General features: G+C 72.6%; 19 protein-coding genes. 5 read left to right on the top strand and 14 right to left on the bottom strand.

Going from position 1 to position 22,299, the window contains the following annotated elements; genetic code table 11:
* Positions 1–11 precede the first annotated feature (11 nt).
* The 7 genes from cobA to ACZ60T_RS25825 all read right to left on the bottom strand — a co-directional run bounded on the left by cobA (position 12) and on the right by ACZ60T_RS25825 (position 10,245).
* Positions 12–1,238, bottom strand: coding sequence for a uroporphyrinogen-III C-methyltransferase (gene cobA, locus ACZ60T_RS25855; RefSeq protein ID WP_365631108.1), 1,227 nt, complete (start codon positions 1,236–1,238; stop codon positions 12–14).
* 141 nt (positions 1,239–1,379) lie between these two features.
* On the bottom strand, positions 1,380–5,075 hold the full coding sequence (cobT, locus tag ACZ60T_RS25850; protein ID WP_469668056.1) for a nicotinate-nucleotide--dimethylbenzimidazole phosphoribosyltransferase: 3,696 nt from the start codon (positions 5,073–5,075) through the stop codon (positions 1,380–1,382).
* Between the two features lie 345 nt (positions 5,076–5,420).
* Positions 5,421–6,629, bottom strand: a complete 1,209-nt coding sequence (cbiE, locus tag ACZ60T_RS25845; protein WP_365631104.1) for a precorrin-6y C5,15-methyltransferase (decarboxylating) subunit CbiE — start codon at positions 6,627–6,629, stop codon at positions 5,421–5,423.
* 130 nt (positions 6,630–6,759) lie between these two features.
* Entirely contained in the window at positions 6,760–7,398 is a 639-nt protein-coding gene (locus ACZ60T_RS25840; RefSeq protein ID WP_365631102.1) for a GNAT family N-acetyltransferase, read from the bottom strand.
* A gap of 166 nt (positions 7,399–7,564) precedes the next feature.
* Positions 7,565–8,401, bottom strand: a complete 837-nt coding sequence (locus ACZ60T_RS25835; RefSeq protein WP_365631100.1) for a MetQ/NlpA family ABC transporter substrate-binding protein — start codon at positions 8,399–8,401, stop codon at positions 7,565–7,567.
* Positions 8,402–8,473: 72 nt separating this feature from the next.
* Positions 8,474–9,214: a methionine ABC transporter permease gene (locus tag ACZ60T_RS25830; protein WP_365631098.1), complete on the bottom strand. Its 741-nt coding sequence runs from the start codon at positions 9,212–9,214 to the stop codon at positions 8,474–8,476.
* The gene (locus ACZ60T_RS25825; protein WP_365631096.1) at positions 9,211–10,245 is read right to left on the bottom strand and encodes a methionine ABC transporter ATP-binding protein; all 1,035 of its coding nucleotides are present in this window, start codon (positions 10,243–10,245) and stop codon (positions 9,211–9,213) included. The genes ACZ60T_RS25830 and ACZ60T_RS25825 overlap by 4 nt, the downstream gene beginning before the upstream one ends.
* A 612-nt stretch (positions 10,246–10,857) precedes the next feature.
* Here ACZ60T_RS25825 and ACZ60T_RS25820 point away from each other — a divergent pair.
* Complete coding sequence (locus tag ACZ60T_RS25820) at positions 10,858–11,217, top strand: hypothetical protein (protein WP_469668054.1); 360 nt, start codon at positions 10,858–10,860, stop codon at positions 11,215–11,217.
* 1 nt (position 11,218) lies between these two features.
* The gene (locus ACZ60T_RS25815; RefSeq protein ID WP_365631092.1) at positions 11,219–11,647 is read left to right on the top strand and encodes a hypothetical protein; all 429 of its coding nucleotides are present in this window, start codon (positions 11,219–11,221) and stop codon (positions 11,645–11,647) included.
* A gap of 42 nt (positions 11,648–11,689) precedes the next feature.
* Here ACZ60T_RS25815 and ACZ60T_RS25810 read toward each other — a convergent pair whose 3' ends face one another.
* Positions 11,690–12,190: a GNAT family N-acetyltransferase gene (locus ACZ60T_RS25810; RefSeq protein ID WP_469668136.1), complete on the bottom strand. Its 501-nt coding sequence runs from the start codon at positions 12,188–12,190 to the stop codon at positions 11,690–11,692.
* A gap of 292 nt (positions 12,191–12,482) precedes the next feature.
* Positions 12,483–13,667: a glycerophosphodiester phosphodiesterase gene (locus ACZ60T_RS25805; protein WP_469668052.1), complete on the bottom strand. Its 1,185-nt coding sequence runs from the start codon at positions 13,665–13,667 to the stop codon at positions 12,483–12,485.
* A gap of 386 nt (positions 13,668–14,053) precedes the next feature.
* Between ACZ60T_RS25805 and ACZ60T_RS25800 the strand changes: the two genes are divergently transcribed.
* Positions 14,054–14,683: a lysophospholipid acyltransferase family protein gene (locus ACZ60T_RS25800; protein WP_365631352.1), complete on the top strand. Its 630-nt coding sequence runs from the start codon at positions 14,054–14,056 to the stop codon at positions 14,681–14,683.
* Between the two features lie 29 nt (positions 14,684–14,712).
* Here ACZ60T_RS25800 and ACZ60T_RS25795 read toward each other — a convergent pair whose 3' ends face one another.
* The 3 genes from ACZ60T_RS25795 to ACZ60T_RS25785 all read right to left on the bottom strand — a co-directional run bounded on the left by ACZ60T_RS25795 (position 14,713) and on the right by ACZ60T_RS25785 (position 18,498).
* A complete protein-coding gene (locus tag ACZ60T_RS25795; RefSeq protein WP_469668051.1) occupies positions 14,713–15,684 on the bottom strand; it encodes an aldo/keto reductase in 972 nt (323 codons plus the stop codon).
* Between the two features lie 73 nt (positions 15,685–15,757).
* Complete coding sequence (gene argH / locus ACZ60T_RS25790; protein WP_365631086.1) at positions 15,758–17,188, bottom strand: argininosuccinate lyase; 1,431 nt, start codon at positions 17,186–17,188, stop codon at positions 15,758–15,760.
* Positions 17,189–17,301: 113 nt separating this feature from the next.
* A complete protein-coding gene (locus ACZ60T_RS25785) occupies positions 17,302–18,498 on the bottom strand; it encodes an argininosuccinate synthase (RefSeq protein ID WP_469668050.1) in 1,197 nt (398 codons plus the stop codon).
* A 130-nt stretch (positions 18,499–18,628) separates the two neighbouring features.
* Between ACZ60T_RS25785 and ACZ60T_RS25780 the strand changes: the two genes are divergently transcribed.
* Positions 18,629–19,216 carry a pyridoxamine 5'-phosphate oxidase family protein gene (locus ACZ60T_RS25780; RefSeq protein WP_469668048.1) on the top strand — a complete coding sequence of 196 codons (588 nt, stop codon included), beginning with the start codon at positions 18,629–18,631 and terminating at the stop codon, positions 19,214–19,216.
* Positions 19,217–19,219: 3 nt separating this feature from the next.
* The gene (locus ACZ60T_RS25775; RefSeq protein WP_469668047.1) at positions 19,220–19,912 is read left to right on the top strand and encodes a L,D-transpeptidase family protein; all 693 of its coding nucleotides are present in this window, start codon (positions 19,220–19,222) and stop codon (positions 19,910–19,912) included.
* On the opposite strand, the gene ACZ60T_RS25770 is transcribed toward ACZ60T_RS25775, so the two are convergent.
* Together ACZ60T_RS25770 and ACZ60T_RS25765 are read right to left on the bottom strand one after the other, a co-directional pair.
* Positions 19,899–21,389 (bottom strand): sensor histidine kinase, encoded by a 1,491-nt coding sequence (locus tag ACZ60T_RS25770; protein ID WP_469668046.1) that lies wholly within the window; start codon positions 21,387–21,389, stop codon positions 19,899–19,901. The two genes, ACZ60T_RS25775 and ACZ60T_RS25770, sit on opposite strands and share 14 nt — an antisense overlap.
* A gap of 23 nt (positions 21,390–21,412) precedes the next feature.
* A complete protein-coding gene (locus ACZ60T_RS25765) occupies positions 21,413–22,153 on the bottom strand; it encodes a response regulator transcription factor (RefSeq protein ID WP_469668045.1) in 741 nt (246 codons plus the stop codon).
* Positions 22,154–22,299: the final 146 nt, after the last annotated feature.

The following is a 22,299-nucleotide window of genomic DNA, read 5'->3' as shown; positions in this document are numbered from 1 at the left end:
GGTGGCCCGGGTTACCGGGCGGGGCCCACGGTGACGACCGCGCCGATGACGATGACCGCGGGGGGCTTCACGCCCTCGGCCCGTACGGTCTCCTCGACCGTCGCGAGTGTCGCGTCGACGCGGCGCTGGGCGGCCGTCGTGCCCTCCTGGACCAGGGCGACGGGGGTGTCGGGCGCCTTGCCGTGGGCGACGAGCGTCTCGGCGATCTTCCCGATCTTGTCGACGCCCATGAGGACGACCAGGGTGCCGGTCAGCTTCGCCAGGGACGGCCAGTCGACCAGCGAGCGCGCGTCGTCCGGGGCGACATGGCCGCTGACCACCGTGAACTCATGGGCGACACCGCGGTGGGTGACGGGGATCCCGGCGGCGCCCGGCACCGAGATCGCGCTGGAGATGCCCGGGACCACCGTGCAGGGTATGCCCGCCTCGGCCAGCGCCTGGGCCTCCTCCATGCCCCGGCCGAAGACGAAGGGGTCGCCGCCCTTGAGCCGGACGACCGACTTGCCCTGCCGCGCGTGTTCGATCAGCGCGTTGTTGATGGCCTCCTGGGCCATGAACCGGCCGTACGGGATCTTCGCCGCGTCGATCACCTCGACCTGCGGCGGGAGTTCGGCGAGCAGGTCGCGGGGGCCGAGGCGGTCCGCGATGACCACGTCGGCCTCGGCGAGCAGGCGTCGGCCGCGGACGGTGATCAGGTCGGGGTCGCCGGGGCCGCCGCCGACCAGGGCGACACCGGGGGTGCGGGTGCGGTGGTGCGGGGCGACGAGGGTGCCGTCGCGCAGGCCCTCCACCACCGCGTCACGGACGGCCGCGGTGTGCCGGGGGTCGCGGCCCTCGGCGTCGGTGGTGAGCACGGCGACCGTGACGCCTTCGCTGCGGCCGGTCGCGGGGGTCCAGGCGGTGGCCGCGTCGGCGTCGTCGGAGCGCACGCACCACACCCGGTGCGCCTCGGCCTCCGCGGAGGCCAGGGAGTTCGCCTCGGGGTCGTCGGTGGCGATGAGGGCGTACCAGGCGTCCGCCAGGTCACCGGGCCGGTACGGGCGCTTCAGCCAGGTGATCTCCCCGGTGTCCGCCATGGCCTCGACGGAGGGGGTCGCCTCGGGGGACACCAGGTGGACGTCCGCGCCGGCCGCGATCAGCGCGGGCAGACGGCGCTGGGCGACCTGGCCGCCGCCGAGCACGACGACACGGCGACCACCGAGGCGGAGCCCTACGGGGTAAGGGGGATGTGCGGCCATGGAGGTGCGGCTCCTCTTGCGGCGATGCGGTACCGGGCCTCTGCGGCAGTGAAGGGCCCTGACGTGGGGATCCTATGCGGGCCGCGCCGGTGCTCGGCCGGGTGGGGGCCGAGCACCGGGTGTCGTGGGCCCGCTGGAGCCCTACTTCTCGGTGACTCCCGCCGTGTCGAACGTCGCCACCTCGTGCATCGCCCTGGCCGCGCTCTGGACCAGCGGCAGGGCCAGGATCGCGCCCGTGCCTTCGCCGAGGCGCAGATCCAGGTCGACCAGGGGGCGCAGGCCCAGCTTGTTGAGGGCGGCGACATGGCCCGGCTCCGCGCTGCGGTGCCCGGCGATGCAGGCGGCGAGGACCTCGGGGGCGATCGCGCGGGCCACCAGGGCGGCGGCGCCCGCGCTGACACCGTCCAGGATCACCGGGGTCCGCAGGGACGCACCGCCCAGCAGCAGACCCACCATGGCCGCGTGCTCCAGCCCGCCGAACGCCGCCAGGACGCCGATCGGATCGGCCGGATCCGGCTGGTGCAGGGCGATCGCACGCCGTACGACCTCTGTCTTGTGCGCCAGCGTCTCGTCGCTGACGCCCGTGCCACGGCCCGTCACCTCGGCGGGGTCGGTGCCGGTGAAGACCGAGATCAGGGCGGCCGAGGCCGTGGTGTTCGCGATGCCCATCTCGCCGGTGAGCAGCGCCTTGTTGCCCGCCGCCACGAGGTCGCGGGCCGTCTCGATGCCGACCTCGATCGCCTGCTTGACCTCCTCGCGGGTGAGCGCGGGACCGGCCGTCATGTCCGCCGTGCCCGCGCGCACCTTGCGCGGCAGCAGGCCCGGGGTGGCGGGCAGGTCGGCGGCCACGCCGACGTCGACTACGCAGACCTCGGCGCCCACCTGGGTCGCGAAGGCGTTGCACACCGCGCCGCCGCGCAGGAAGTTGGCGACCATCTGGCCGGTGACCTCCTGGGGCCAGGGGGTGACGCCCTGGGCGTGCACCCCGTGGTCCCCGGCGAAGATCGCGACGGCCGCGGGCTCCGGGATCGGCGGCGGGCACTGCCGGGACAGGCCGGACAACTGCGCGGAGATGATCTCCAGCATGCCGAGCGCGCCCGCGGGCTTGGTCATCCGCTTCTGCCGCTCCCAGGCCTCGCCGAGGGCCTTCGCGTCCAGCGGACGGATGCCCGCCACGGTCTCGGCGAGCAGGTCGTGCGGCTCCTCGCCGGGCAGCGCGCGACGGCCGTACGTCTCCTCGTGCACGACCCAGGACAGCGGGCGGCGCTTGGACCAGCCCGCCTGCGTCAACTCGGGCTCCTTCGGGAACTCGTCGACATAGCCCATGCAGAGGTAGGCCACGACCTCCAGATGCTCGGGCAGGCCGAGGGCGCGGACCATCTCCCGCTCGTCGAAGAAGCTGACCCAGCCGACGCCGAGGCCCTCGGCGCGGGCGGCGAGCCACAGGTTCTGGACGGCCAGCGCGGAGGAATACGGGGCCATCTGCGGCTGGGTGTGGCGACCGAGGGTGTGCCGACCGCCACGGGTGGGGTCGGCCGTGACCACGATGTTCACCGGGGTGTCGAGGATGGCCTCGATCTTCAGTTCCTTGAACTGCTTCGCCCGGCCCTTGGGCAGCGACTTGGCGTAGGCCTCGCGCTGACGCTCGGCCAGTTCGTGCATCGTGCGACGGGTCTCGGCGGAGCGGATGACGACGAAGTCCCAGGGCTGGGAGTGCCCGACGGACGGCGCCGTGTGGGCCGCCTCCAGGACGCGCAGCAGCACCTCGTGCGGGATCGGGTCGCTGCGGAAGCCGTTGCGGATGTCGCGGCGCTCGCGCATCACGCGCAGCACCGCCTCGCGCTCGGCGTCGGCGTATCCGGGAGCGGCGGGTCCGGCGGACTCGTGTACGTCCTCCTCGTCGTCCGCGACCCTGGTGTCCAGATCCTCCGCCTGCTGGGCGACCGCGGGGTCCGGGACGGGGTGGCCGGGCGCAGGGGCGTCGCCGTCGCGGGGGGCCGGGACGGTGGGGACGGGCTGCTGGGGGGCCGGGGCGGGCTCGGGCGCGGGCTCCGCTACGGCGGCCGGGGCGACGGGCGCGGGATCCGCTACGGCGGCCGGGGCGACGGGCGCTTCGGCGACGGCCACGGGCTCCTGCTCGGCGACCTCCGCGACCTCTTCGACGGCGGCCGGGGCGACGGCCACGGGCACTTCGGCGACGACCGGGGCGGCGGCCACGGGCTCCTGCTCGTCGGCGGCGACCGGCGCGGGCTCCTGCGCGGCGGGCTGCTCCTCGGCGGGCTCCTGCACAGCGGGCTCCTGCGCGGCGGCCTGCTCCTCGGCGGGAGCGGACGGCGCGCTCGGGGCGGCCTCCTCCACGACCATCGGCTGGGCCGCCTCGGGCTCCATCGGGGCGGCGACCGGCTCGGCGGGCTCGGGCTGCTCGACGGACGCCTGCTCGGCGGACGCCTCGGGTGCGACGGGCGGGGCCGCCACGGCGTCCGGCACGGGCTGGGCCGTCTCCGCCGGTACGACTTCCTCGGGCTGCGCGGCCTCTACGGTGAACTGCTGTGCGGCGTCCGGGACTTGGGCCGCGGCCTCGGGGACAGGCTGCGGGTCCGGTACGGGGGTGACGGCCTCGGGGGCCGGGGCGGGCTCGGACGCGGGCGGCACCGTGACCTCGGGGGCCGCGGGGACCACGGCTTCCGGCGCGGGGACGGCCGCTTCGACGGGGGGCGCGGGCGCTTCGGCCTGCGGCGGCGTGACGTCCACCGGCTGCGGTGCGTCCGGTACGGGGGCGGGCGGCGCGGCGTCCGGCACCTGCGCTTCCGCCGCGGGCGCGGCTTCCGGCTCCTGAGGGGCGACCGGGGCGGGCACCTCTGCCGGGGCGGGCGTCTCCACCGCCGCCGGTACGGCCTCGGGGGCCGGGGTGGGCTCGGGTACCGGCACGGCCGGGGCGGCGGCCACGGGCGGCACGGTCGGCTGCGGCGCCTCCGCCGCGGCGACCGGCGCTGCGGACGACTCAGCCGTCTCCGCGACCGGCTCGACGACGGCCGGGGCCGCCTGCTCCTGGACCTGAGGCTCGGCCACGACAGGCTCGGACACGACAGGCTCAGCGGCGACGGCCTGCGGCACGACGGCCTCGGGAGCCGGGGCGGCCTCGGGCGCGACAGGCGCCGCGACCGGCTCGGCCGCAGGAGGAGGCGTCGCGGCGACCGGCGCGGGCGGCTCGGCCACCACCACGGGCTCGGCCGTCGGCGCGGGCGCAGGCTCAGCCACAGGCGTCGGCTCGACCGCGGGCGCCGGAGCGGCGACCGGCGCGGCAGCCGCGGGCGGCTGCTCGGCCACCGGCGCCGCGGCGCCCTGCGTACCCCACGGCGCCGCCCCCTGCGAGGTCTGCTCCGCGAACTGCGGGACGTCGAGGTACTCGGGGCCGAGGGTCGGCGGACCCGAGGGCCGCATCGGGGCGTCCGCCGGGCCGCGGTCGGACAGCGAACGCACCGGGCTGAAGGACGTGCTCGGCGTGGGCGGGCCGAGGTGCAGCGGGCGCGGCGGGGTCGGGTGCGACACGGTCGGCGCGGGGGGCGTACGGACCGCGCCGAGGTCGACCGAGCCGCTGTCGCGCCCGGCCGTCTCGTGCGGGCCGGGCTCGTGGCCGAGCGGGGCCGGGGCGGGCTGGTGCACCTCGTTGCCCCAGGCGCCGTTCTGGCCGGGCATCAGGAGCAGGTCGTCGTCATCGGCAGGGGTGTCGGAGGGGTCGAGGTAGGCGTACGCGCCCGGCGCGAGGACGCCCGGCTGCTCCACCATGCCTGCGTTCTCCGGCTGTCCCTCGCCCGGGACCTGGCCGGTGTCGGTCATGCGTATCCCTCGCCCATCGATTAGTGCTTCCACGACCAGCTCGCCCGGAACGGCGCGCCGACCGCCCGCAGTGGAGAACGAGCGTGCGTGCCCAGCGGCACGAACGACCCGCCGACGATGACTGCCGAGCCATCAACTGGCATTCTCGCGGCCGTTCCACCGTCGTGGCAGCTTGATTCCGCCACGGCCCGCTGTGGACTGCGCCACACTGCGCGCCCTCCGGTTCTGCGGTACCACACCCGCCCCAAAAGGGAGCTGCTTTCCGGACATTGACTGACGAAGCGCCGGATCACCCGAGTGAGGTACAACAATCCGCCAGCCTACCGCGCCGGCGGGGCCTGGGGATCAACGGGAGCGTTCGGGCAATCGGCCGCTGAGCAGGAACGCGACGCTCCGCTCCGTCTCCGTCCAGGCCCGGGTGTCGAGTTCGACGGACTGGAGCAGCGCGCACGTGACGTCGTAGCCGTGCTCCGACAGATCCCTGCCCATCAGCTCGGCCGCGTCCCGGGTCCCGGCGTGCGCGACGATGCGCTGCGGGCGGCGGTCGGCGACGGCCGAGACGACTGCGGCTCCCCCGCCCCCGATCCGTACGACGTCCGGTTCGGGCAGGTTCTCCAGGATGTGCGGGGCGGTGCCGTGCACGACCTGGAGCTGAACTCCGAAGCGGCGCGCGGCGGCCACCGTACGGCCGCAGGCGTCCGCGTCGCGGTCGACGGCGAGGACGGCGGCCCCGCAGCGGGCGGCCTCCACGGCGAAGGCCCCGCTGCCCGAGCCGATGTCCCACACCAGGTCGCCCACCCGGGGGCCCAGCTTGGCGAGTTGGGCGGCGCGCAGCGGTTCCGTCTCGCCTTCGCCGAGTCCGCCGCCGTACTCCTCGGCGGGCAGGGCCCAGCCGCGCGGCCCGGCGCCGGGGTCGCGGCCCGCGATCCAGCCGCCGTCGGCCGCGGTCACGGCTCCGCCGATGACGATGACGACGTTGGGGTCGCGCCAGGCGTGGTCGACGGCCCGCTCGGAGGTGACGACGGAGACCTGTTCGCGTTCGGTGCCGAGTTCCTCGCAGATGACGAAGGTGCGGTGGACTCCCTCGAGGAGCAGGCCGAGTTCGGCGGGTCCGGCGCCGGGTGAGGTGAGTACGGCGACCTTGGTGTGGGCGCGGCATACGTTCACCGCGCGGCGCAGGGTGCGGCGGTGTGCGACGACCACCTGTGCGTCGTCCCAGGGCATGCCCGCGCGCGCGAAAGCGGCGGCCACCGAGGAGACGGCCGGTACGACCTCGACCTCCAGACCGAACTCGGGGGCGCGCAGGGTGCGTACGACGCCGAAGAAGCCCGGGTCGCCGTCGGCGAGGACCACGGCGGTGCCGCGGTGGGCGGCGATACGGCGGGCGGCGAGGGCGACGCTGCCGAGGCGGATGCGCTCGGCCGCCCCCGGTACTTCGGGGAGGGCGAGATGGTGGGCCGCGCCGGCGACCAGGGTGGCGGCGCCGAGGGCGGAGCGTGCCGCGGCGGTCAGCGGCGAGCCGTCCCAGCCGATCACCGTGACCCGGTCGGCCATCGTCGTCAGTCTCCAGGGGGTTCACGCAGGTCGTCAGGGAGTGGCCCGCACGCGCGGGCTCCGTGAGGGTACCCGGTCCGGCCGCGTGCGCCCGCGCGGGCCCGGCCGCTGATCGCGGGTCCCTCTTGGGTCAGTTCCAGTTCGAGAACGACGTGAAACCGCCGGTGTCGGCCAACTCCTCGCTGACACCGTCGAGATCCTCCGGGAGCAGGCTCCAGACGATGAAATCGGTGCGTACGTCGGTCCAGGTGCCGTCCTCGGCGCGGACGTGCGCTATGCACGCGTTGCGCAGGACGCCCTCGCTGATGCAGCCGATCTTCTGGGCGACCTGCTGGGAGGCGGTGTTGTCGGCCGCCGTGCGCAGCTCGATCCGCTCGAACTTCTGGTCCCCGAAGAGCCATTGGGCGACGGCCACGGCCGCCTCGGAGGCGTAGCCCTCGCCGCGGGCCCAGGGGGCGATGATGTACGACAGCTCGGTGGCGCGGACGTGCCAGTTGGTCTTGGAGAGCTGGACGATGCCGACCAGGCGCTGGGTGAGGAACTCGGTGACCGCGAAGTCGATGCCGTGGCCCGCCGCGCGCTCGGTCGGGGCGTAGTCGGTGATCCAGGAGCGGGCGCGCTCCTCGGTGAACGGCTGGGGGACGTGGGTCCAGGCCCCGACCTGTTCGTCGTTCATCATCTCGGCGAGCGCGGGGGCGTCGGCCTCGTCCAGAGGACGCAGCACCAACCGCTCCGTGCTGAGGGAGATGTTGGGGAAGGTGCCAGTCATGCGCCGCTCCGTAGCTCGGAAGTACCGTCAGGCCCACAACGCCGACAGGGCCCGCTGAGTTGCCCAGCATGCAGCATCCCGGCCCTCGCACGCACCACGGGGTCCTCTCCCCCACCCTGGGCGGAAGAGGACCCCGTGCGTGGCGGCAGGCGGGTCGGTGCCTCGATCAGAACGCGGGGACGACCGCGCCGTCGTACTTGTCCTCGATGAACTTCTTCACCTCGGGCGACGTCAGCAGCTTGACCAGCTTCTTGACGCGCGGGTCGTTCTCGTCGCCCTTCTTCACCACGAGGATGTTCGCGTACGGGTTGTCCTTGGCGGACTCGGCGGCGATCGCGTCCTTGGCCGGGTTGAGGTGGCCCTCCAGCGCGTAGTTGCCGTTGATCACCGCGGCGTCGACATCAGCGAGGGAGCGCGGCAGTTGGGGTGCCTCCAGCTCCTTGAAAGACAGGTTCCTCGGGTTCTCGGTGATGTCCTTGGGGGTCGCCTCGTAACCGGCGCCCGCCTTCAGCTTGATCAGGCCGTTGGCCTCCAGCAGCTTCAGGGCGCGGGCCTCGTTGGTCGTGTCGTTGGGGACGGCGACACTGGCGCCCTTCTTGAGGTCCGCGAGCTTCTTGACGCTGTGGGAGTAGACGCCGAGCGGCTCCAGGTGCACGGCGCCGCCGGGCGCCGGCACGAGGTCGGTGCCGTTCTTCTTGTTGAAGTCGTCGAGGTACGGCTTGTGCTGGAAGTAGTTGGCGCCGACCTGGCCCTGCTGCACGGCCGTGTTGGGGGTCACGTAGTCGGTGAACTCCTTGACCTCCAGCTTGAGGCCGGCCTTCTTCGCCAGGTGGTCCTTCACATAGGTGAGGATCTCGCCCTGGGGGTTGGGGGTGGCGGCGACCGTCAGGGCGGCGTCGGGGTCGCCCTTGCCGGAGTCGGAGTCCGAGCCGCAGGCGGTGAGCCCGAGCGTGAGGGCTCCGGCGGTCAGGACAGCGGCGGTGATCTTGGCGGTGTTACGCACGAAAAGTGCCTTTCCTTGGGGTGGTGCGCCCCCGCTTCACGAGCGGGGGAGTCTGGGGTGAGGCCCCGGGCCTCAGGCGGCCTTGGAGACGTCGGCCGTCTTCTGCTTCCTGTCCTTCAGCAGCCGCAGCCTCGGCCCCGGGCCGGAGCGGCCTCCGCCGCGGCGGTGCAGGGAGCGGGCGGCGAAGTCGCCGATGAACTGGATGACGGAGATGACCACGGCGAGGATCGCCACGGTGATCCACATGAGCTGGGTGTCGAAGCGCTGGTAGCCGTAGCGGATGGCGATGTCGCCGAGGCCTCCGGCGCCGACCGTGCCGGCCATCGCCGAGTAGCCGATGAGAGTGACGATCGTGGTGGTGGTGCCGGCGATCAGCGAGGGCAGCGACTCGGGGACGAGGACCTTGCGGACGACGGTCCAGGTGTTGCCGCCCATCGACTGCACGGCTTCGACGAGCCCGCCGTCCACTTCCCGTACGGCCGTCTCGACGAGGCGGGCGAAGAACGGGATGGCACCGATGGCGAGCGGCACGATGGCGGCCTCGCGGCCGATGGTGTTGCCCGTGACCCAGCGGGTGAAGCTCATCAGGGCGACCATCAGGATGATGAACGGCATCGAGCGGGCGATGTTCACCACCTGCCCGAGCAGCTTGTTGGCGACGATGTTCTGCAGCAGGCCGCCCCGGTCGGTGAGGACCAGCAGCAGGCCGAGCGGCAGTCCGGCGGCGACGGCGATGACCGTGGACCAGCCGACCATGTAGAGGGTGTCCCAACACGCCTGGGACAGCAGGGGCTGCATCTCGGACCAGGTCACTTGGCACCGTCCTTCACCAGCGAGGCCTGCGGCCCGGCGACGTCGATCTGGAGGCCCTGCTCGCGCAGGAAGCCGATGGGCACGACGTTGTCCTCGTAGCGGCCGGGCAGTTCGATGCGCATCCGGCCGACCTGAAGGCCGCCGACGGTGTCGAGGGCGGCGCCGAGGATCGAGATGTCGATGTTGTAGGTGCGGGAGAGCTGCGAGATGACGGGCTGGGTGGCGGCCTCGCCCTGGAAGGTGACGTCGATGACGGTCCGGTCCGGGCCCGAGGGGTCGCCGCCGACCGGGAAGAGCGCGGCGGCCAGCTCCGAGCCCGGCGTGGCGAGCAGCTCGCCGACCGTGCCGGACTCGACGACGCGGCCCTTCTCCATGAGCGCCGCCGAGTCGCAGATCGACTTCACGACGTCCATCTCGTGCGTGATGAGCAGGACGGTCAGGCCGAGCGTGCGGTTCAGGTCGCGCAGGAGCTGGAGGATGGAGCGGGTGGTCTCCGGGTCCAGGGCGCTGGTGGCCTCGTCGGAGAGCAGCACCTTGGGGTCACCGGCCAGCGAGCGGGCGATGCCGACGCGCTGCTTCTGGCCGCCGGAGAGCTGGGCGGGGTAGGCGCCCGCCTTGTCGGCGAGGCCGACCAGGTCGAGCAGTTCGAGCGCCCTGCGGGAACGTTCCCTCCCGGACAGGCCGAGGATCTCCAGCGGAAGCTCGACGTTGTCCCGCACCGTGCGCGAGGACAGCAGGTTGAAGTGCTGGAAGACCATGCCGATCCGGGAGCGCGCCCGCCGCAGCTCCTTGCCGGCGCGCGGCCCGCGACCGGCGAGGGCGGTGAGGTCCTGCCCGTCGACGGTGACCGTGCCGGAGGTGGGGCGCTCCAGCAGATTGACGCAGCGGATGAGTGAGGACTTGCCGGCGCCCGACTGGCCGATGACGCCGTACACCTCGCCTTCGCGGACATGCAGGTCGACACCGTCGAGGGCGGTGACCTCGCGGCCTCGCGAGCGGTAGACCTTGGTGAGGCCCGATGTGGTGATCACGTGGGGGTTTCCGTCACTGTCGAGTGCGCGGCGCGAGCGGGCGCCGGGCACGGCGTTCATGGTCGGGTACAGCCAGAACGCAGCACGGTTCTCACCGGGGCGCCGGTGGCGGGGGAGAAACGTGCGCGCGGGAAGGGGCTCGGCCGCGGGCGCCAGGGGTACGGGCGCGGACGCGGAGGTGAGCGGGCTCTCGCTTCGGGGCGCGAGGCTCAGATGGTGCAGGGGCCCTCTAGAAGGCGCACATTCGACGCACAGGACGCATACAACGAGCACCGGGCGTCATGGTCGCCTCGGTCGCAAGGGTGCGGCTGCTCGTCGTGGTCATGGGAGCAGTAAAGCAGACGGGCGGGTGGGAGTCGCCACCCTTGTCCGCATACTGGACGGCCGTGGACAGTCGCGGGCGGTGCCGACGCGCCCTTCGACACCCCGGTGACCAGGGAGGGCAAGGGCGACAAGCCTCTCACCGCCGGACGGGCGTCCAACCCGTGGACAGGCGGGCTGTGGCCAACGCCACGAAGACCGTACGGGGGCGGGGCGCCCGGGGTCGCACGCCGGGCGGGCACGGCCGGGGCCGGGCGCGTGGGGCCCTTTGGCCCGTAATAGGGTCGCGGCATGCTTGATGCCCTGACGCTGGTGACCGGTGTCGCCGCGCTGCTTCTCGCCGCCTGGTGCGGCTGGGCGGCCTACCGTGATCGGCCCACCAAGGACTGGCACTTCATCGGCATGGCCGTGGTGACGCTGCTGACCGTGATCCAGTTGGTCGTCGGCATCGTCCAGTTGGCGCGCGGCGAGAAGCCCGCGCAGGGCACGACGATCTTCGTGGCGTATCTGCTCGGGGCGTTCGCGTGCGTTCCGGTGGCCGGCTTCATGTCGCTGGCCGAGCGCACGCGTTGGGGTTCGGTGACGGTCGCGGCCGGCGGTGTGGTCCTCGCCGTGCTGCAGGTGCGGCTCTATGACATCTGGGGAGGCTGAGATGACGGCCACGCAGGAGAAGCCGGCACGGACGCGGCTCATCAGCGGGCCCGGCATGCTGCTCGTCTGGCTGTACGGCGTGATGGTGGTCGGGGCGGTGTCCCGCTCGGCGGTGCAGATCTCGACGGAGTTCGGCAAGGCCCCGCTGGCGTACTCCCTCTCGGCGGTGGCCGGTGTCGTCTACGGCTTCATCACCTACTCCCTGGTGCGCGGCGGGGAGACGGCGCGCAGGGCGGCGCGGCTGTGCTGCGCCGTCGAGCTGGCGGGCGTGCTGATCGTGGGCACCTGGACCCTGGTCGAGCCGTCCGCGTTCCCCGACACGACCGTGTGGTCCGACTACGGCAGGGGGTACCTCTTCATCCCCGTACTGCTGCCGCTGTCGGCCCTGTACTGGCTGCGCACGTCGCACGCGCCGCGCCAGGAGTCCTGAGCGGCGACGGCCGGGCCCGCCGAGGTCCGGCCGTCGGTCCGCTCACGCCGTGGTCGCGTACGTCCCCGCCGGGACCTGCTTCTCCAGGACGATCAACTGGACGCCGTCCTCGCCCTGGGACGTACCGATCGTCTCGTAGCCGACGCGGCGGTACAGCCGGAGGTTGCCCTCGCTGCGGTGGCCCGTGCTGATCCGGAACCGCTGGGGGCCCAGCTCCACCAGCGCCGCCTCCACCGCGCGCAGCAGGCGGGCGCCGATGCCATGGCCCTGCAGCCGCGGGTGCACGCACAGCCTGCCGATGACCGCCGCGCCGTCCTCGGCCACCCTGCCGCGCACGGAGCCGACCACTTCGTCGCCCAGCCGGGCCACGAACACGCAGTGCGCGGCGACCTCCTCGCGGACCGAGTCCAGGGTCTGGACGAGCGGGGCGATGCGGTAGTTGCCGTACAGCGCGGCCTCGCCCTGGAAGCACAGGTACTGCAACCTGAAGATCTGCTCGGCGTCCTGCTCGGCCGCCGCAGAGATGGTCACGCTCATGCCCATGTGCGCACGCCTCTCGCTCACCTGATCACCGGTCGTTCCCCCTCACCTTTCCCCGCGCCGCGAGGGCCGCAACCTCCGCCGCGGGCAAACGACGAAGACATCCCAGGCATTTGGCATGTTCCACCCCAAGACCGCCCTGTGAGATACCCAACTCGCCTGTGAATTCCCGGTACTTCAGGTGCATGGGGTCGAGCAGAGCCGCCACGGGACGGAAGGCGACCGCCCCGGCGGCGAGTTGCCGGAGCGGTCGCGTGTCAGCCCGATCCGGGCCGCGAGGACGCGCGTTGACGCCTCAGCGGCGGCGCAGGAAGTCCTCGCGGGCGAGCAGGCCGGTGTCGGCGTTGTCGGTGAAGACACCGTCGATCCCGGTGGCGAAGTACGCCGCGAAGGCGCCGAAGGCGTCCCCGTACGCGGCCGGGTCCGTGCCCTTGCGGAAGTTCGCCGGCAGGAAGGTGTTCTCGTTGCGCATCGTGTACGGGTGCAGGATCAGCCCGGCGGCGTGCGCGTCGGCGACGAGCGTGGTCGGCGCGGCGAGGTTGCCCTTCGCGTCCTTCGGGATGACGAGGTCGAGCGTCGGGCCGATGCCCTGGGCGTACGACGCGATCTCCTTGAGGCCCTTGCGGGTGACGAGGTCGGCGACCGTGCGCCGGTCGCCCGTCGTCTCGAAGTCCCAGGGACGGGAGCCCGCGTCCGACAGCAGCACGACGAGCGGGTTGTCCACGAGCTTGTTCATCCGCTGGATGCTGGTCGGCTCGAAGGACTGGACGACGACCGGCGAGTTCTTCTTGTGCTTGCCGTGCCTGCGCAGGATCTTCGCGAGCCGCTCCTCCAGGCCGAGGCCCTGCTCACGGAAGTAGGTGGGGTGCTTGAGCTCGGGGTAGATCCACACCTGCTTGCCGCGCTTGCGGGTCTGCTCGTCCTGCCACCGGAGCACCTCTTCGAAGGTGGGGATCTCCCAGCGGCCGTCGTAGAGGGTGTTGCGCGGGCGGGTGGCCGGGATGCGCTCGATCGCGCGCAGGGTCTTCAGCTCGGCGAGCGTGAAGTCCTCGGTGAACCAGCCGGTCGTGGAGACGCCGTCCAGGAGCTTGGTGGTCTTGCGGTCGGCGAACTCGGGGTGGTCGGCGACATCGGTGGTGCCGCCGATCTCCGGCTCGTGCCGGCACACGAGGTGGCCGTCCTTGGTGGGCACCAGGTCACCGGCCTCCACGATGTCGGCCCCCATGTCGAGGGCCAGGTCGTAGGAGCCGAAGGTGTGCTCGGGCCGGTAGCCGCTGGTCCCCCGGTGCCCGACGATCGTCGGCACGGGCAGGCCCGCCAGGCCGCCGCCCTTCGGCCCCTTCTGCCGCGGGTCCGCCTGCGCGGTACCGGGCAGCCCGAGCAGCGCTCCGCTCGCGCCGAGCACCGCGGCCCCGAGCAACGCCCGGCGGCCCGCCCCTCGTCCCTGCCCGTACGACTCCTGCGTCTCCTGCGAACCCATCGGGCTCCTTCCCTCACACGTGTTCGAAGCGGCTCGATGGTAGGTGCGTCCGGGTGACGGCCGGAAGACATACAACGGAACGCGCGGCGGACGTGGCCCGTCCGTCAGGGATCGGACAACGGCCTGCGCCTCGGGGCAGGGTGACGGTCCGTCATGCGGCGTACGTGATGTGCGTCACCACGACCTCGCGCGTGACACCCGTGTGAACGGGGTGCCGTCGCAGGTAAACACTCGTCCATGACACGTGTCCGCTGTGTGAACCCGATGTGCGACTTGCCGGGCACCGCGAGTATCGTCCTCACCTGCACAGACTCATACCGCTTCCCTTGACATCGGAGGGTCCGTTGTCCCGCTTCACGCTCATCAAGGCAGTGCTCGCACCGATCATGCGCCTGATGTTCCGCCCACGGGTGGAGGGCTTGGAGCACATCCCGGCCGACGGCCCCGTCATCATGGCCGGCAACCACCTGACGTTCATCGACTCGATCGTGCTGCCGGTGGTGACCAAGCGCCAGGTGTTCTTCATCGGCAAGGACGAGTACGTCACCGGCAAGGGTCTCAAGGGCCGTCTGATGGCGTGGTTCTTCACGGGCGTCGGCATGATCCCGGTGGACCGGGACGGCGCGAACGGCGGCGTGGCCGCGCTGATGACCGGCCGCCGGATTCTCGAGGAGGGCAAGGTCTTCGGTATCTACCCCGAGGGCACCCGCTCCCCCGACGGCCGTCTGTACCGCGGCCGTACGGGGATCGCCCGGCTCACCCTGATGACCGGCGCCCCCGTCGTCCCCTTCGCGGTGATCGGCACGGACAAGCTCCAGCCGGGCGGCAAGGGCATGCCGCGGCCCGGCCGGGTCACGGTCCGCTTCGGCGAGCCGATGGAGTTCTCCCGCTACGAGGGCATGGACCGCGACCGGTACGTGCTGCGCGCGGTGACCGACTCCGTGATGACCGAGGTCATGCAGTTGTCGGGTCAGGAGTACGTCGACATGTACGCGACCAAGGCGAAGGCCGCGTAACCGCAGACCTCCCCGCGCGCGTGCCCCACTCACTGCCAGGGCAGCCGCGCGCGCCGCTCCCAGTAGGCCCGCGGGTCCTCGGCCAGTGCGTCGAGGCGGGCGAGCCGGTCCTCGGTGAGGTCGACCACGGGGGCGTGCAGGTTCGAGGCGAGCTGACCGGTCGTCGCCGCGCCCGAGAGGACGACCGAGACCCAGGGCTGCCGCAGCACGAAGGCGAGGGCGACCGCGTCGGAGCCGAGGGACGTCTCCTCGGCCACCGCCCGCACGGCGTCCGGCGCCACGGGATCGGCGAGCCGCCCGTTGGCCATGCCCTCCTTGACGATCACCGTGAGCCCGGCGTCATGGGCCTCGGCGAGCGCGGGGGCGGCCGAGGTCTCCAGCACGTTGTACGTGGACTGCACGGCACGGAACAGGGGCGCGCCGTCGACCGTCACCGCGAGCGCGGCGCGGATCGCGTCGGCCTGGGCCGGGCCGCTGGTGGAGAAGCCGATCGTGACGCCCCCGGCCGCGGCCTCGGCCAGTTCGGCGTGCAGGGCCCTGTCGGTGAGGGCCGGGCTGTCCGGGGTGAGGGAGTGGATCTGGTAGAGGTCCAGCCGGTCGCCGAGCAGGGCCGCCGTCTCGGCGCGCTGCCGCTCGTACGTGGCCACGCTGTGGTCCTTGACCTCGTGCCGCTCGGCGTCGGTGCGCCAGTCCGCGGTGTAGGTGTAGCCCCACTTGCTGCCCACGACGAGGTCGTCGAGGTCGGGGTGGGCGCCGAGCCAGTCGGCGAGGAACTCCTCGGCGCGGCCGTACGAGCGGGCCGCGTCGATGTAGCGCACGCCCTGCGCGTAGGCGGCGTCGAGGAGTTCATGGGTGCGCTCGCGCAGGGCCTCGACGCTGCGCACGGCCGGAAGGTCGCGCTCGCGGCCGAGGTTGATGTAGCCGGGGCGGCCGACGGCGGCGAGGCCCAGTCCGAGGTGGCAGGTGGGGGTCGTCGCCGAGGCCAGTCTGGCGAAGGGCATCGCGGGTTCCGTTCGGTCGGCTGCTTGGACTGCCGACCAACGTAACCCGCGCCGCCCCACGCATACGCGCCCGCTACTTCCGCTTCGCGGTGGCCCACGCGTGCTGGGCCGCCACGTTCTCCTTGACCTCGGCGAGCTGGACGGCGACCGCCTCGGGGGCCGTACCGCCGCGGCCGTCGCGGGAGGCGAGGGCGCCGGGGACGTTGAGGACCGAGCGGACCTCGGGCGTCAGATGCGCGGAGATCTTCGCGAACTGGTCGTCCGTCAGCTCGTCCAGTTCCTTGCCCTCGGCCTCGGCGACCTTCACGCACTCACCGGCGACCTCATGCGCCACCCGGAACGGCACGCCCTGCTTGACCAGCCACTCGGCGATGTCGGTGGCGAGGGAGAACCCGGCCGGGGCCAGCTCCTCCATGCGCTCGCGGTGCACGGTGAGCGTGGCCATCATGCCGGTGAACGCCGGGAGCAGGATCTCCAGTTGGTCGATGGAGTCGAAGACCGGCTCCTTGTCCTCCTGGAGGTCGCGGTTGTACGCGAGCGGAAGCGCCTTGAGGGTGGCGAGCAGGCCCGTCAGATTGCCGATCAGCCGGCCGCTCTTGCCGCGGGCCAGCTCCGCGATGTCGGGGTTCTTCTTCTGCGGCATGATCGAGGAGCCGGTGGAGAAGGCGTCGTGGAGCGTGACGAAGGAGAACTCCTTCGTGTTCCAGATGATGACCTCCTCGGCGATCCGGGAGAGGTTGACGCCGATCATCGCGGTGATGAAGGCGAACTCGGCGACGAAGTCACGCGAGGCCGTGCCGTCGATGGAGTTGGCCGAGCTGCCGTGCTCGAAGCCGAGGTCCTGCGCGACGGCCTCCGGGTCGAGGCCGAGGCTGCTTCCGGCGAGCGCGCCCGAGCCGTACGGGGACACGGCCGTGCGCTCGTCCCACTGGCGCAGCCGCTCGGCGTCCCGGGACAGCGCCTGGACATGGGCGAGGACATGGTGCGCGAAGAGCACCGGCTGGGCGTGCTGGAGATGCGTACGGCCGGGCATCGCGACGTCGGGGTGGGCCTCGGCGAGGCCGACCAGCGCGTCCTGGAGGTCGGCGATCAGACCGCCGACGGTCCGCGCGTGGTCGCGCAGATACATCCGGAAGAGCGTCGCGACCTGGTCGTTGCGGGAGCGTCCGGCGCGCAGCTTGCCGCCGAGGTCGGCGCCGAGGCGCTCCAGGAGGCCGCGCTCCAGGGCGGTGTGGACGTCCTCGTCGGCGATGGTGCCGGTGAAGGCGCCCGACGCCACGTCCGCCTCCAGCCGGTCGAGTCCGGCGATCATCTGCGTCAGCTCGTCGTCGTCGAGGAGCCCCGCCTTGTGGAGCACGCGCGCGTGGGCGCGGGAACCGGCGATGTCGTAGGGCGCGAGACGCCAGTCGAAGTGGACGGACGCGGACAGCTTGGCCAGGGCCTCGGCGGGACCGTCGGCGAAACGGCCGCCCCAGAGCCGTACGTCACCGCTGTTGCTGCTCACTTGCGTTGCTCCTCGGAAGATGTCTCTGTGCGACCGCCTCCCCACCCTTGCAGGTGAGGAGGCGGCTGTCAGGCTGTTGTGGACGAGGTGACCCGTACGGGCACCGCTCGGGCTCAGCCCGCCAGGTCGCGCTGCGCGGCGATCTTCGACGACAGGCTGTAGATGTCGATGAAGCCCTTGGCGGCGGACTGGTCGAACGTGTCGCCGGTGTCGTAGGTCGCGAGGTTGAAGTCGTACAGCGACTGGTCGGAGCGCCGGCCGGTGACGACCGCGCGACCGCCGTGCAGGGTCATCCGGATGTCGCCGGAGACCTGCTGGTTGGCCTCGTTGATGAAGCCGTCCAGGGCGCGCTTGAGCGGGGAGAACCACTGGCCGTCGTAGACCAGTTCGCCCCAGCGCTGCTCGACCTGGCGCTTGTAGCGGGCCAGTTCGCGCTCGACGGTGACGTTCTCCAGCTCCTGGTGGGCGGTGATCAGGGCGATCGCGCCCGGCGCCTCGTACACCTCGCGGGACTTGATGCCCACGAGCCGGTCCTCGACCATGTCGATCCGGCCGATGCCCTGGGCGCCCGCGCGCTCGTTGAGCTGCTGGATCGCCTGGAGGACGGTGACGGGGCGGCCGTCGACGGCGACCGGGACGCCCTCCTTGAAGGTGATGACGACCTCGTCGGCCTCGCGGTGCTCGGCCGGGTTGGAGGTGTACTCGTAGATGTCCTCGATCGGCGCGTTCCAGATGTCCTCGAGGAAGCCGGTCTCGACGGCGCGGCCGAAGACGTTCTGGTCGATGGAGTACGGGGACTTCTTCGTGGTCGCGATCGGGAGGTTCTTCGCCTCGCAGAACGCGATCGCCTTGTCGCGGGTCATCGCGTAGTCACGGACCGGGGCGATGCACTTGAGGTCGGGGGCGAGGGCGACGATGCCGGCCTCGAAGCGGACCTGGTCGTTGCCCTTGCCCGTGCAGCCGTGGGCGACGGTGGTGGCGCCGTGCTTCTGCGCGGCGGCCACGAGGTGCTTGACGATGGTCGGCCGCGAGAGGGCGGAGACCAGCGGATAGCGGTCCATGTAGAGGGCGTTGGCCTTGATCGCCGGGAGGCAGTACCCCTCGGCGAACTCGTCCTTGGCGTCGGCGACCTCGGCCTCGACGGCGCCGCAGGCGAGGGCGCGCTTACGGATGACATCCAGGTCCTCGCCGCCCTGGCCGACGTCGACCGCAACGGCGATGACCTCGGCGCCCGTCTCCTCGGCGATCCAGCCGATGGCGACGGAGGTGTCCAGACCGCCGGAATAGGCGAGTACGACGCGCTCGGTCACGGGTTTCTCCCTCACAGTGCATTCGCTGATATGCATGAGTATGCAGGGTCCTGCATGATTCGTCAATCCGAGACGGGTGTGTCGCCCGTTCCTCACCCGAACGGGGGCTCCGCGGGGATACTCGGTGACCATGGGAAAGAGTCATGAGCGCCTGGACGGCAGGCTGCGTACGTTCATCGAGTCCCAGCCCCTCTTCTTCACCGCGACCGCTCCGCTGTCCGGCGACGGCACGGTCAACCTCTCCCCGAAGGGCCTCAAGGGGTCCTTCGCCGTGCTCGACGAGCGGACCGTGGCGTATCTGGACTTCGCGGGAAGCAACGCCGAGACCATCGCCCATCTGCGGGAGAACGGCCGGATCACCCTGATGTGGTGCGCCTTCCAGGGCCCGCCGAACATCGTCCGCGTGCACGGCCGCGGCGAGCCGGTCTTCCGCGACGACCCCCGCTTCAGGGAACTGCTCGCCCGCTTCCCGGACATCGACCCGGCGGCGCACGGGCTGCGCGCGGTCATCGTCGTGACCGCCGAGCACATCCGGGACACCTGCGGCTACGCGGTGCCCCTGATGACGTACGAGGAGGACCGCGATCTGCACGGCAGGCGGTTCGCGCGCGAGGACGACGCCTCCCTCGATGAGTACTTCCGGCGGAAGGAGCACGTCGAACGGAGCCTGGACGGCCTGCCGGGGCTGCCGTTGCCCCTGCCGCCCTCTACGGTCTGAGGCATGCGCCCCGGTGTCGTCGCCGCCCTCGTCTCCGCCGCCCTGGTGATGCCCGCCACCCCCGCGAGGGTCCCCCTGCCCGAGCGGATGGTGGACACCGGCGGCGGCAGCCAGTTGATCACCGCGCAAGCACCCAACCCTGATGCCACCACCGGCACGGTCACCTGGTGGGACCGGCGCGGCGGGCGCTGGTCGAGGACCGGCTCCGCACCGGCCCGCTTCGGCGCGCAGGGCCTCGCCGAGGGCGCCTCCCGCAGACAGGGCACGAACACGACCCCGACGGGCCTGTACTCACTGCCGTACGCGTTCGGCGTCCGCCCCGCGCCCACCGGCACGAGGACGCCCTACCGCCGGGTGCACCGGGACACCTGGTGGTGCCAGGACACGCGGTCGCGCTCCTACAACCGCTGGACCCGGCCGCTCCCGGCCGACTGCCGCGCCGCCGAGTCGGAGCATCTGATCGACTATGGGTCGCAGTACGGCTACGCCCTCGTCGTCGGCTTCAACTACCGGCGGCCGGTGCCGGGGCGCGGCGCGGGCATCTTCCTGCACGTCAACGGCAAGGGGGCGACGGCCGGTTGTGTGTCGGTGCCCGAGGCCGCGATGCGCCGGATCCTGGCGTGGGCCGACCCGGCACGGCGGCCCCATATCGCGATCGGGACGACGGGCGGGGCGACGGCGCTCACCCGCTACTGATCGGGCCGTCCCCCGGCCCGTTCGCTCGTACGGGAAGGCGCACGGTGAAGGTCGTCGACCCCGGACCGCTCATCAGTCCCACGCTCCCCTCGTGCGCCTCCGCCACCGCCGCCACGATCGACAGGCCGAGGCCCGCGCCGCCGCCCCGCGGCTCCGGGCGACGGCGGTGGTCGGCCCGGGTGAAGCGCTCGAAGACGCCGGGCCGCACCGACTCGGGGACGCCGGGACCGTCGTCGTGGACCGCGAGGACGACCAGGTCGGCCTCCGTCTCCAGCGAGACGGTCACCTTCGTGCCCGGCGGCGTGTGCAGACGCGCGTTGGCCAGCAGGTTGGCCAGCAACTGGTGGAGCCGGTGGCCGTCCCCGGTCACCTTCACCGGCTCCTCGGGCAGCTCCATCCTCCAGTGGTGGCCGGGGCCCGCGGCCCGTGCGTCCGTGACCGCGTCGAGCACGAGCCGGGTGACGTCGACGGGGAGCCGTTCCAGCGGGCGGCCCGCGTCCAGCCGGGCCAGCAGCAGCAGATCGTCGACCATCTCGCCCATGCGCGCCGACTCGGCGGCGATCCGCTCCAGGGCCCGGCTCACCTCCGGCGGGACGGGTCCGGGGTGCAGCAGAGCCAGCTCGGCGTGGCCGCGGACCGAGGCGACCGGGGTGCGCAGTTCGTGGCTGGCGTCGGCGGCGAAGCGGCGCAGCCGCTCCTCGCTCGCGTGCCGCTTGGTCAGCGCGTTCTCGACATGGCCGAGCATGCGGTTGAAGGCGGCGCCCACCTGGCCCACCTCGCTGCGCGGATCGACCTCCGGGACGCGCGGCGGCAGCGTGACCTCGCCACTGGCCAGCGGAAGCTCGCTGACCTGGGTCGCGGTCGCGGCGACCCGGCTGAGCGGCCGAAGAGGGCGGCGCACCCAGAGGGCACCCGCGACGCCGGTGACCGTGAGAGCCGCGCCGAAGACGACGGCGCAGACGAGTTCCAGCCGGTGCACCGCGGCCGCCACCGGCTCCAGCGGCAGTCCGGTGATCAGTACGTCGCCGTCCGCGCCCTCGACCGCCATCAGCCGGTACTCCCCGAGCGACGACAGACGTACGCCATGGCCCCTGCCGTCCACGGCGACCGCCGCGAGCGTGTGTGCGTCCGCCGCGCTCAGCGGGGCCCGCAGACCGGTGGTGTCGCTGCCGGGGCGCACCACGGCGGCGTTGGTGACCGTGCCCCCGACCAGCCGGGCGCCGAAGGTACCGGTGGACTGCCTGCGCGTGTCGCCGTGCTCGTCGCCGTCGTGGTCGGACGGTTCGACGCGGTGCTCCAGGCTCGCCGGGAAGCGCGGGCCCACCTCGCGCAACTGCTGGTCGAGGCGGCCGGTGAGGAAGCCGTTCAGCTCGACCACGGCGGCTAGGCCGACGGCGGCGCAGCTCAGCGCGAGCAGCACGACGAGCCCGGCGGTGAGCCGGGCGCGCAGGGTGCGCGGCCGGGGCAGGCGTCGCACCCACCGCGCTACGGACCGCGCCCTCACCGGGCCACCGGCTTGAGTACGTATCCGGACCCGCGCACCGTGTGGATCATGGGCGCGCGGCCCGCGTCCACCTTCTTGCGCAGATAGGAGATGTACAGCTCGACGACATGGGCCTTGCCGCCGAAGTCGTAGGACCACACCCGGTCGAGGATCTGTGGCTTGCTGAGCACGCGCCGCGGGTTGAGCATCAGGAAGCGCAGCAGCTCGAACTCGGTGGGCGACAGCTCGATCAGCTCGCCCGCCCGGGTCACCTCACGGGCCTCCTCGTCCATGACCAGGTCCCCCACGGTCAGCCGGGGTCCGTCCACGATCTGCCGGGCCATGCCCGCGCGGCGCAGCAGCCCGCGCAGCCGGGCGACGACCTCCTCCAGACTGAACGGCTTGGTCACATAGTCGTCGCCGCCCGCGGTGATCCCCGCGATGCGGTCCTCGACGGCGTCCCGCGCGGTGAGGAAGAGCACACAGACATCCGGCTTCACCGCGCGCAGGGACCCGAGGACGGCGAAGCCGTCGGCGTCCGGGAGCAGCACGTCCAGGACGACGGCGTCGGGCAGCAGCGTGCGGGCCTCGGCGACGGCCGTGGCGCCGTCCCCGGCCGTGCGGACGTCCCAGCCCTCGTAGCGCAGGGCCCCGGACAGCACCTCGGCGAGGTCCGGGTCGTCGTCGACGACGAGCACGTGCACAGGTGTGCCGTCGGGACGGGCGAGGGCAGGGCGGCCGGGGCGGAAGGTGTTCATCGCGCTTACCAGCATCCCGCACGCCGGAGAGCGCCCGGTGCCGCGGGCGCCTCTGAGTTCCCTATGAGCGCCTGGGCCGGGGTTTCAGAGCGGACTCTGAGGTTCGGCCTGCACAGTGGCGTACGGGTCGTACCGGCGGCCTCGTC

This window comes from Streptomyces sp. NPDC104371 (assembly GCF_055583785.1).
This window is presented reverse-complemented; position numbering and strand designations above follow the sequence as displayed.